This window comes from Ruminococcus difficilis (genome assembly GCF_016680995.1).
In genome coordinates this window covers 1-11154 of the sequence record NZ_JAEQMG010000150.1, presented here as the reverse complement: position 1 = coordinate 11154, position 11154 = coordinate 1, and the positions used below count along the sequence as shown (strand labels likewise).

12 protein-coding genes are annotated in these 11154 nt (G+C 50.6%); 1 reads left to right on the top strand and 11 read right to left on the bottom strand.

The genetic code is table 11. The features are described 5' to 3' along the window. The 8 genes from JKK62_RS14235 to JKK62_RS14200 form a co-directional block, all read right to left on the bottom strand. The coding region (locus tag JKK62_RS14235; protein ID WP_201428483.1) for a bL21 family ribosomal protein at nt 1–79 on the bottom strand (79 nt) is incomplete at its 3' end. A 144-nt stretch (nt 80–223) separates the two neighbouring features. Continuing rightward, nucleotides 224–1078 carry a bifunctional methylenetetrahydrofolate dehydrogenase/methenyltetrahydrofolate cyclohydrolase FolD gene (gene folD, locus JKK62_RS14230; protein ID WP_201428482.1) on the bottom strand — a complete coding sequence of 285 codons (855 nt, stop codon included), beginning with the start codon at nt 1076–1078 and terminating at the stop codon, nt 224–226. Then, the gene (gene lgt, locus JKK62_RS14225; RefSeq protein ID WP_201428481.1) at nt 999–1889 is read right to left on the bottom strand and encodes a prolipoprotein diacylglyceryl transferase; all 891 of its coding nucleotides are present in this window, start codon (nt 1887–1889) and stop codon (nt 999–1001) included. Before lgt ends, folD begins: the two co-directional genes overlap by 80 nt. Nucleotide 1890: 1 nt before the next feature. Further along, entirely contained in the window at nt 1891–3168 is a 1278-nt protein-coding gene (gene yfmH, locus JKK62_RS14220; protein WP_201428480.1) for an EF-P 5-aminopentanol modification-associated protein YfmH, read from the bottom strand. Further along, the gene (yfmF, locus tag JKK62_RS14215; protein ID WP_201428479.1) at nt 3165–4445 is read right to left on the bottom strand and encodes an EF-P 5-aminopentanol modification-associated protein YfmF; all 1281 of its coding nucleotides are present in this window, start codon (nt 4443–4445) and stop codon (nt 3165–3167) included. Before yfmF ends, yfmH begins: the two co-directional genes overlap by 4 nt. Before the next feature lie 113 nt (nt 4446–4558). After that, nucleotides 4559–5287 (bottom strand): CpsB/CapC family capsule biosynthesis tyrosine phosphatase, encoded by a 729-nt coding sequence (locus tag JKK62_RS14210; RefSeq protein WP_201428478.1) that lies wholly within the window; start codon nt 5285–5287, stop codon nt 4559–4561. A gap of 12 nt (nt 5288–5299) precedes the next feature. Then, the gene (leuB, locus tag JKK62_RS14205) at nt 5300–6358 is read right to left on the bottom strand and encodes a 3-isopropylmalate dehydrogenase (protein WP_201428477.1); all 1059 of its coding nucleotides are present in this window, start codon (nt 6356–6358) and stop codon (nt 5300–5302) included. A gap of 30 nt (nt 6359–6388) precedes the next feature. Further along, entirely contained in the window at nt 6389–7015 is a 627-nt protein-coding gene (locus JKK62_RS14200) for a histidine phosphatase family protein (RefSeq protein ID WP_201428476.1), read from the bottom strand. A 133-nt stretch (nt 7016–7148) separates the two neighbouring features. On the opposite strand from JKK62_RS14200, the gene JKK62_RS14195 reads away from it, so the two are divergent. Next, the gene (locus JKK62_RS14195; protein WP_201428475.1) at nt 7149–7814 is read left to right on the top strand and encodes a helix-turn-helix domain-containing protein; all 666 of its coding nucleotides are present in this window, start codon (nt 7149–7151) and stop codon (nt 7812–7814) included. Nucleotides 7815–7945: 131 nt separating this feature from the next. On the opposite strand, the gene JKK62_RS14190 is transcribed toward JKK62_RS14195, so the two are convergent. From JKK62_RS14190 to JKK62_RS14180, 3 genes are all read right to left on the bottom strand, one after another. Continuing rightward, nucleotides 7946–9886: a carbohydrate-binding domain-containing protein gene (locus JKK62_RS14190; protein WP_201428474.1), complete on the bottom strand. Its 1941-nt coding sequence runs from the start codon at nt 9884–9886 to the stop codon at nt 7946–7948. Nucleotides 9887–9961: 75 nt separating this feature from the next. Next, entirely contained in the window at nt 9962–10639 is a 678-nt protein-coding gene (locus tag JKK62_RS14185; protein WP_201428473.1) for a DUF4956 domain-containing protein, read from the bottom strand. Beyond that, a partial coding sequence (locus JKK62_RS14180; protein ID WP_201428472.1) for a polyphosphate polymerase domain-containing protein occupies nt 10632–11154 on the bottom strand: 523 nt, incomplete at its 5' end. The genes JKK62_RS14185 and JKK62_RS14180, both read right to left, overlap by 8 nt.

Here is an 11154-nt window from a genome sequence, read left to right as displayed (position 1 = left end):
CTTCAAGCTTCTCTACGAAGATTACCTCGTCGTTGGTAACCTTGTACTGCTTGCCGCCTGTCTGAATTACTGCGTACATAGTTTCAATCCTTTACAATGGGCTCGCTATCTGTGGGTGCATAATGTCTTGCGGGATAAGCGCACTTATACCCTACCCACAATATGCGGCTTATATACTATAACACAAAACAAGATATATGTCAAGTATCAATATTTATTTCTTTTATTCGATATTATTCTGGAGCTTGCAGGCTTTGAGAGTATTCTTCATCAGTGTCGAAATTGTCATCGGGCCTACGCCTCCGGGTACGGGTGTGATGAACGAGCACTTGTCCTTGACGTTCTCAAAATCAACATCGCCGCAGAGCTTTCCGTTTTCATCTCTGTCCATACCGACGTCGATCACTACCGCGCCGTCCTTGACCATGTCGGCCTTGACAAACTTCGGGATTCCCACCGCAGCGACAAGAATATCGGCGCGTCTGCAAACCTCGGCGAGATTCTTTGTACGGCTGTGACAGATGGTTACTGTGCCGTTCTCGTGGAGCAAAAGCATTCCCATTGGCTTGCCGACGATATTGCTTCTGCCGATGACAACGCACTCCTTCCCCTCGACGGGAATGTCATAGGAGTGGAGCATTTCCATTACGCCCGCGGGTGTGCAGGGCAGGAAATCGTACTCGCCGAGCATGATTTTGCCGACGTTCACCGCATGAAAAGCATCGACGTCCTTTTTGGGATCAATCGCCTCTATAACCGCCTTGTCATCGAGGTGCTTCGGCAGCGGAAGCTGTACGAGAATGCCGTTGATGTCCTCTTTGGTGTTGAGGGTCTTTACAAGGTCGAGCAGCTCCTCCTGGGTCGTTTTGGCAGGCAGAGCGTACTCCTCGGACTTGAAGCCGACAACCTCGCAGGCTTTTTTCTTGTTATTAACATACACTCTGGAGGCGGGGTCGTCGCCGACGATTACAACCGCCAAGCCCGGGGTGATGTTGTAATCATTTTTCAGCTGAAGCGTCTGCTGTCTGACTCTCTCCTTTACCTCTGCCGATACCTTTTTGCCGTCTATAATCTGCATAGAATGGTTCCTCCTTGTGTCTGTTGATAATTAAAATGACGATTCCTGTTACAAATAGCGCGAATGAAAGCACCTGCGATACCCTGATATCCATGCCGAATACCCGGAACGGAAGATAAAGGCTGTCGGTGCGGAGTCCTTCGACGAACATACGCTCAAAGCCGTACCAGACGAGGTACATGAAGAATATCTCTCCCGCGTAGCGCTGGCGGTACTTGCTGTAGAGGTGCAGAAGCAGCGCGCCGAGCAGGCACCAGAGCGATTCGTAGAGAAAACACGGGTGAACTGGCTGATTGAGAGTGCCCTCGCTCATCATAGCCCACGGCAGGTTGGTCACGGTGCCGTAAGCCTCCTGGTTGAAGAAGTTACCCCAGCGGCCGAGTCCCTGACCGATAAGAAAGCCAATCATAACAACATCGAGAATCGGCAAAAAACGCATCTTCTGGATTTTCGCGACGACAAGTCCGCCCGCTATCGCGCCGATTATGCCTCCGTATATCGCCAAGCCGCCCTCGTGAATATAAAATATCTCTATCGGGTGTGTGAAATAATAATCCCACTTGAAAATGCAGAAATACAGTCTTGCGCCGATTATTCCGGTAACAAGTCCGACAAAAACACAGTTCATCAGCTTGTTGAAATTGAGCTGAAAACGCGGAGCTGTCTTGTAGGCGTAGAGAATCGCGAGCATAAGTCCCGTCGCTATTATCAGGCCGTACCAATAGACCTTGAAAGAACCCAGCGAAATCGCCACACGGCTGATGTCAAACTCCCAGCCGAGGTTCGGAAACTGAACGTGAAAATTTTCCATATCAAACCTCCGTATCCGGGCTCTTGACCACTGAAAGGGTGCAGTTGCAAACGTCGAGCATCTCGGACAGTCTTTCGCTGACCTCCTCGAAGGTCGTGTCAGCCACCGCGTCGATATAGGCAAAAAGCTCATTGTCACTGAAATGGTAGCTCATTATCGTATTTGAAATAGAGCTTACGGAGTTGAGTGAGGAAACAATGTCGCCGTAAACGGATTTGCGCGCGATATCGAAGTCCTCTCTGTCAAGTCCCTCGGTCTTGACCTTTGCGATATACTGCTTTATCATCTCTGCAGCCTGTCCGGGTGCGCGTGACTCGCCGCCGAAAATCACGGCACAGTAACCCGGACCCTCGAACAGCTCATAGCTGAAGGAATTGTTGATAAGATTGTTGTCCATCAGCTCGCGGTAGAGCTTGCTCGTCGGTGAAGCGAGCATGGAAAGCAGGATATCCGTCCGGGCGAGCTTCTTCTCGTCGAGCGCGTCGGGTTTTTCCTTGAAGCCGAGGTTGAAGGTCGGCATCAGCACGGGGAAATTCTGCTCAACGTAAGGATTCACGATCTCATAAGGCTCGTCCTCGAAATAGCTTGTGATTTCGTGCTTTTCGCAGGGCTTGAGCATCTTGTCGCAGATAGCCATGACCTGTTGAACGGTAATGTTGCCCGAAACACAAAGCGCCATATTGTGCAGGTTATAGAAGGCGTTATAGCAGTCATATAACTTCTCGGCGGTAATTTCCGCGATGCTCTCCACGGTACCCGCGATGTCAATTCTCACAGGGTGGGTGTGGTACATGTTCTCGAGCATATTGAACATAACCCGCCAGTCTGGTGCGTCGTCGTACATCTTGATTTCCTGACCGATTATCCCCTGTTCCTTCTGAACGGTCTGAGGAGTAAAATACGGGTCGCGTACAAAGTCGAGAAGGATCTCTAGGCTCTCGTCAAAACGATCGGTGCACGAGAACAGATAACATGTCTTTTCAAAGCTGGTGTATGCGTTAGCGCTGGCTCCTGTTTCGGCGTAGCGCGTAAAGGCGTCGCCCTCGGCGCTCTCGAAGAGCTTATGCTCAAGGTAGTGGGCGATTCCGTCGGGAACCGTGATTTTCTCTCCGCCGTCTACCGAAAAGCAGTTATTGATGCTGCCGTACTTGGTGCCGATAATCGCGTAGGCTGACTGATAACCCTCCTTGGGATAGACATAAACAGTCAGACCTGAGCTGTGCATGATCTTATAGTAGCTGTCGCCCGCACGCGCGGATTTGATTTCCGTCATGTTCATGATTTCACCTCTTGCTGATTAGTCAGTACATATACCGTGTCGAGCTGCAGCTTGTTGGCAGCGGCGACGATTTCTTCCTTTGTAACGGCGTTGATTTTCGCGCAGGCCTCCTCGATCGTCTTGAAGCCATCCTGCAGCAGCTGAGATGAATACCACGCTTCTATTCCGCTGACGGTATCGTTGGACGACTGGTACACGTTGATCATAGCCATTTTTGTTGAGTCGATTTCGAAGTCGGAAATGACGCCGTCTTTCATGTCCTCGACTTCCTTCAGAATACCGCGTTCAAGCTTCTCGACGTTCTCTGTTTCGACACCGCTGTCAATAACAACAACGCCCTTGTGCTTGTCGTAACGCGCAGCACAGTAATAGCAAAGGCTCTGCTTCTCGCGGACGTTGCAGAACAGCTTTGAGGTGGCAGTACCGCCGAGGATCGCGCACATCAGAGCCGTGGCGGTAATCTCCTTCTCGGGGACAGCGACTCCTGCGCGGAAGCCCATGACGAGCTTCGCCTGAGAAACGTCCACTGCCTCGGTTTCGCGCTTTATCTCCCCTGCCTCGCGGATAACCTCGGTATGAAGTTTGGCGGGCTGACGATTCATCTTTGAGAATGTCTCCGTAAACACCTCAACCGCCTTGTCGGGAGCGCTGTCGCCGATATACATGATCTCAATAACAGCGGTCTTGAGAAGGTTCTGCCACGTCAGGTAAAGTGACTGCGCTGTCGTCTCCTTGATCTTTTCCGCGGTGCCGTAGCGCTTGACGCCAAACACCTCGTCGGCGCACATGATCTCAATCATTCTGCCGTTAGCGTATATGCGCTTCTCGTTGTACTCGGAATCAATCACGTCGAGGAGCTGTCTGCGCTCTTGCTCAACCTCCTCGGAAACAAAAGCATCATCCTTTACATTCGGCTCAAAAATTACTCCGCAGAGCAGCGCCGAAAGCTCGGCGGCGATGCTGTCGCCATCCAGTGCGTAGCGGTCGTCAAGTCCCGAGGCAGATACGGAAATCACCTGGTTTTCGCCGACCTTTGTTGTGGATACGCTCAATTCAGCACCGTAGAGAGCGCTCAGCTTGCGGCTGAGAGCGGTAAAATCGGGATAAGCCTTGCAGGAACGCGAGAGAACGCCTGCAAGCAAAGCGTTTGCCGAAGCGGTTTCGGCGCTCAGAGGCACAAAAAGATTTGCGGATAGCTTCATCGTTTTGAAGCGACTGTCTCTGACGCTGTTAAAATAAACTCCTTCGGCTATATTCAGTCTGTTAATGGAACTCATCTTATCAACTCCAAAAATATAATCATTAAATAGTATACCACATTTTCATTGACAATAAAAGGTTTTTTCCAAAAAAATACACCGACAGGCAAAATAGTCTGTCGGTGATAATATCAGTTTCCGAATATGGCTCTGCTGAAAATTTTCTCTGAATTCTTCATCATACGCGCGAGAGTATCCTCTCCGCACTTTTCCGCAATAGTTTTCATCGCTTCGGAGAAATCCTCGGGAGTGTTGTGAGAAAATGAATGCGCGTCTGAGCCGAGAATATCAATCCAGCCGTTAGCAATGTATTTCAACAGCTTGCGCCTTTTGAAAAACGGAGCTTTTGAGACGTAGTTTTTGATATTTGTCTGGATTATTATGCCCATGTCCTGCATTTCCCGGATAACTTCGGGATTATCAATCAGATATTCATAGCGCTCAACATGAGGAATAACCGGTATAAGCCCGTGATTTCGCATCAACATATCCAGGAATTGCATCGTACGGTCATTAAAGGTTGAGCTGTAGGCAAATTCAGTGAGGATATACTTTGAGTTGCCGTATGTAAGGCCTGACAAATCGTTGTTGTTAAAAAGATAATGCGTCACATATACCTCAGCGCCGAGAACTATATTGACGTCGTCGGGAATATAAGGCTTAAATCTCTCGAACGCCTCCTGACGAGAAAAGAGAAAATCCTCCACGCCCATCTCGTGTGTATAAAAATGTGGGGTCAGGCAAATATTGCGGACTCCCTGCCTTTTCAGGCAGTCAATCAGCGCAAGACTATCCTCGACGGTTTTCGCGCCGTCATCAAAGGCAGGTAAAATATGCGAATGCATATCATAAAGCTGCATAAAACGCCTCCTTTACAGCTGTGCGCAAACAAGGTCTCCCATTTCTTCACAGCTGACCTTGTTAAGTCCTTCTTCATAGATATCGGGAGTGCGGTCGGTCTCGAGAACCTTTGCTACAGCCGCTTCGATTGCTTCCGCCGCCTCGGGCTGTGCGAGAGAGTATCGGAGCATCATTGCCACAGAAAGGATTGTCGCGAGAGGATTGGCGATACCCTTGCCCGCGATATCGGGAGCTGAACCGTGGATAGGCTCGTACAGACCGAGCTTGCCGCCCGAAAGGCTGGCTGACGCGAGCATTCCAATTGAACCTGCAATCATTGAAGCCTCGTCGGAGAGAATGTCGCCAAAAATATTTGAGGTGACAATTACGTCAAACTGCTTGGGATTGCGGACAAGCTGCATCGCGCAGTTGTCAACATACATATGGTTGAGCTCTACCTCGGGATAATCCTTGGACACGTTGATAACGGTCTGTCTCCAAAGGCGCGAGGACTCGAGAACGTTTGCCTTGTCAACGCTGGTGAGCTTCTTGTTTCTCTTCATAGCCATATCAAAGGCAACGCGGGCGATGCGCTCAACCTCTGCAACGGAATATTTCTCTGTATCCCACGCGGAATCATCATCTCTGCCGCGCTCGCCGAAGTAGATACCGCCGGTAAGCTCGCGGACGATCATGATGTCCATATTGTCGCCGATGATCTCGTCCTTGATCGGGGAAGCGCTCTTGAGCGGTCCGAAGATAACGGAGGGACGGAGGTTCGCGAATAGTCCGAGTGCTCCGCGAATGCCGAGAAGACCTGCCTCGGGACGGTTGTTGCCGGGCTGGTTATCCCACTTGGGACCGCCTACAGCGCCGAGAATTACGGAATCGGAAGCCTTGCACTTCGCTACGGTTTCCTCGGGAAGCGGAACGCCTGTGGCGTCGATCGCGCAGCCGCCGAGTAAAGCCTCGTCGTACTCAACGGTGAAATCAAACTTCTCCGCTGCCTTGTCGAGCACCTTTACTGCCTGATTTACGATTTCGGGGCCGATACCGTCGCCCTTTAATAATGTAATCTTATAATTTGCCATATTAATAAACTCCTTTTCGTTAATATCTGATTAATCTTCGTCCTCAATCATGGGGATTCGGTTGAAAACCTCGGCAACCTTGTCGCGCTGCCAAAGCATCGGGGTAATGCGGATTGAATAGCCGTAACCGTTGTCCATTGTCCACTCAAAGGGCTTCGCCTGAGGCAGACCGTAAACCGCGAGCAAAGTCATAATAACGCCGCCGTGGGTGACAATCACACTGTCGGTGGTGCCTGTTTTCATCAGACCCTCGACTATGCTCTCGAACATTTTGCAGATGCGGCGGATAAAGTCAGCGTTGCTCTCACCGTGAGGCGGTGCTGCTTCGCTGTCGCCCGCAAGCCACTTTTCAAACACGGGATCGTTCCTGAGCTCCTCAGCGGTCTTGCCCTCCCACTCGCCGAAGTTACATTCGCGAAGATTGGCAATCGACAGCGGGCTGAGCTCCGGATAGAGAATCCGGCAGGTTTCGGTGCAGCGCTTCAAGGGACTTGTGAACACTACCTTTGTATACGGATAGCGGCATTCACGCTCGAGCTTGCGCAGAGCTTCCCTGCCCTTATCCGACAACGGCACGTCGGTCGAACCGATGTATTTTCCCGATAGCGTCTCGTCAATCGCGCCGTGGCGTATGAAATGAATAACATAGGATTTCATATAATTCTCCTGTGCAGCGTATTCAAAATATATTTACAAATTGTCAAATTTAGGCTATACTATATGTATAAAGTAAAAAACGGCAATCTATAACTAAATTATTATACTATCAAATGAAACGGAGTGTCAAGTCTTGAATAGCGATTTTCCGAGAATTATTACATTTTTGCGCAAGGAACGCGGACTCAGCCAAAAGCAGGTAGCATCGGATCTGGGTATTTCCCAGGCTCTGCTCTCACATTACGAAAAGGGAATCCGCGAGTGCGGACTGGATTTTCTGGTCAAAACCGCGGAGTATTACGACGTTTCTGCGGATTATCTCCTCGGCAGAACCGTACAGCGCAAGCCCGCCTCCGTAACTGCGGACGACTTCCCCGACGCGGACGAAATAGGACATATGAAGGGCAATATGATCAATCAGGTCAACAAAAAGCTGATTACCAACACCACAGCGGTGATTTTCGACCTGCTCGCTCAAATAGGCGAAAAACGGCTGACTAATGCCGTCAGCAACTACCTTATGTGCGCCGAGTACCAGGTTTTCCGCGCAATCTACTGTGCCGACAGGAGCAATACCCAGACTATGTTCTCGCTTGACCGCAACCGCTATAAAAACCTTACCTCTGCCTCAATGCTGCTTGACCTCGAGCTGATTGACGCGGTAATCGAACGCAACAAGCTCTCGCTCGCGCTATCGCCAGACATTATTTCGAGCTACTTCGACAAAGGCGCTTCATCGCTGTTCAATCTTATTCAGTTCTCCGAGAGGAATGTGCGCAAGGTCGTAAGTTCAAATTAAATATTGAGCTGTCCGGTTTCACGGGCAGCTTTTTGTTTTAAAAGGGAGAACCGGACCGCCGAAACAGGCAACCCGGTTCAAGGAGATGTTTATGAAATATAAGTCGTTATCATAATTCTTTATCAGAAATATCAGAACTGAGGCTTGTTCTGCATATTTCCGTCGGGCGGCTGCATACCGTTACCGTTATCTCCGTCAGGCGGCTGCATATTGCCGCGCATTCCGCCCATTCCTCCGCCCATGCGGCTGCCGCCGTTTGAGTAGCTCTCGGAATCCATAGTCATTTCCGCCGCGGTTGTGCCGCCGCTTACCTTGCCGCTGTCAGCAAAGCCGTAGCTGTCGGCGCCGTCAACCGTTCCGCCGCACACAAGCTTGTAGCTCTCGCCCTTTTTGATTGAGGGAGTTGAAACGACAACATTGTTGAATTGCTTGGTTGAGTTGATTGAAGCGAGGACATTGCCTTCGCTGTCGGTCAGCGCGACTGTAGTATTTGCCGCCTGAGAGTCGATGTCGGTCATGATCGAGCACTGTCCGTTCGCGGTGAGTGATTCAGCCATGCCGCTGCTGCCGATTGCGATAATCGTACCGCCCGAAACCTCGCACGAAGAACCCGAGTCGAGCGCGCCGTTGCCGTCGTTTGACGGGCCGTTTACGAGAATTGTGCCGCCGTTGATTTTCAGTACGCCGTTTGAATCAAGTCCGTCGCCGTTCGCGTCGACGTAAACATAGCCGCCGTTGATGGTGAGAACCTTGCTCGAATCAGAATCAAACATACCCTGGCGTTCCGTGCCGTTGTTGCCGCCCGCCGCGTTGAAGCCGTCGTCGGAGGAGGTGACAATAACAGTGCCGTCATTCATGGTAATTTCACCGCTCTCGATGCCCTCATAGCTCTTTGAAATATCTATCTTGCCGCTGTTGATGGTGAGAGTCGTATCGGAATGGAGTCCGTCGTCGCCCGAGCTGATTTTCAGCTCGCCGCCGTCTACGGTGAGTGAATTGTTTGAATGAAGCGCGTCGTCTGAGGAATTGATATTGATCGTGCCGCCGTTGATCTTAATCGCGTCTGCGGATTTCAGACCTTTGGCGCTGTCGGTATCGGTTGAATCGGAGTTTGAGGAGAACATCTGCATTCTGCCGCCGCGTCCGAAATTTTCCTCTGTGTGGGTCTTGCCGCTCTCAGAGCCGCCGCCCGTTGTGATATTGAAGTCGCCTCCGTCTACTCTGAGAAGTGAGCTTGACTGGATCGCGTCGTTTTCTGATGTGAGTGTGAGCTTGCCGCTCTGAATATATACAAAGCCCTTTGAGGCTGTATCTTCCGTATTGGTCGCGCGGATGGCGTCGCTGCCTGCTTCCACGGTGAGGTCGGCATCCTTGATTTTGAGGCTGTCCTTGCCCTCAACGCCTGTTGATACCGCCTTGACTGATACAGTTCCGCCCGCAACAACAAGGTCGTCTTTGCTGAGAATGCCGTGCTTGTAATTACCGTTTACAGTCAGCTTGCCGCTGCCATTGATGCTGAGATCCTCCTTGCTGAAAATCGCCGCGTCAACGTTGGTCTCCCCTACGGTATCGGTGTAACTGCTGCCGTCGGAAACAGTATTCTCGCTGCCGTCTGCGAGAGTGATAAACACCTTGTCAGCGCTCTTTACAACAAACGGAGAACCGCTTGAGGTCAGATCGATTCCGTTGAACACTACCTGAACCTTGGCTTTTTCGTCCGCGTCAACGACGATTTTGCCGTCCTTGCAGCCGCCTGAAACAACATAAGTACCCTCGGACTTGATCGTAACTGTTGTTCCGCTTACCTCAGCCGAACCGGACGAGGACTCGGCTGAGGTATCGGTGAAGGTTATCTTTGCCGCGGCGCTTTCATCATAGGAGGAATCGGCGTCGCGTTGGGAAAAGCTGAGGTCATATTCTCCGTCCTTGATTTCGTCCGAAGCTGCCGCGCTCTTATTCGCGGCCGTATCTGCGGTTGAGGTCTGTGAACCCGAACCGCCCTGAGTGCTGCATGCGGTAAAGGACGCTATAAGCATTGCGCTGATAATCGCGCACATAATTCTTTTTTTCATTTCATATCTCCCGATTTCAGAAACGTCTCTTGGAAATACCGCACAGACGGGCTGTGCGGTATTATTGTTGCTGAATTAAAGTCTTGCTTCCTCGACTGCGGGCATCATAACCGCGATTTCAAGATTGCCGTTGCGGCAGCGGAGCTCGTCGATAAACTTCTGGACATCGTCCTCATGGATAATCTCAATGCGGTAAATCAGCTTGTAAAGGCTGCCCATGTTTGAGGTCTTGACGGAGAGAAGCTTTGAATTGTGGGTGTACTCATCAAAGAGATCGTCAAACTCGTGAGCATAGTTGAGATCCTCGGGAACCGTGATTTTGAGGTCGCGTACAAGGTCATCCTTCTCTTTAAGGTGCACAATTGAAGCGATAATCATTACGATACAGATAATCACTACAAAGCATACCGCCAGTCCGATGTAGCCCATCGCCGTAGCCAAGCCTGTTGCCATCGCAAGGAAGATGCTGACTATTTCCTTCGCGGAACCCGCGACGCTTCTGAATCTTACCAGTGAGAACGCGCCCATTACCGCGACGCCTGTGCCTACGCTGCCGTTCACCAGCATGATGACTGTCTGCACGATTGCGGGAATCAGGAATAACGCCAACAGAAAGCTCTTGCTCTGCTTGGCTCTGAAGCTCGCCGTGAAAGCGATTATCGCGCCGAGCACCAGAGAAACTGCCGTGCATATGAGATAGATGTCGGGTGTAAAGGTTTCTGAGTAGATAGCTGAAAAAATTTGATTAAGCACAGTTTGTTCCTCCCATCATTTGATTTCTTTCTGTGACTATTCTGTAGGCTGTTCCGTATTTTGAGAACGAACCCGGGAATATTTTGAGTTCGTTGAGCGCTGAGGTTAACCATAAGGGCATTGTGTTGAGAGATTTGATTTCCATGATACAGAGGTTCGGCTGCAAAATCTTCTCGCCGTAGCTGCCCTTCGCGAGGTCGAGATTCTCGGTGCGGAAGCGGACGTTCTTGTCAAAGGTGATCCTGAGCTCGTGGTCGGTCTTGCTGTAGAATGCTGTTCTGTCGTAACCGATGAACATTCTCGGCTTGAGGTTCTTGTAGCGAACCATCGTGTAGTCGATCTCACGCATGATCTGCGAGTCGTTCGGCAGCTCATCGTTGAGAATGTAATCCATCGCGTCGGAGTATCTGAGCGTCTGCCTTCTCTTGTAAACAACGCCGCTGTACTTCTTCTTGAGTTCAAGGAACACGTTGCTGTCGCGCATTGGTGTGGAATAGCTGCGGAGTCTGAGCTTA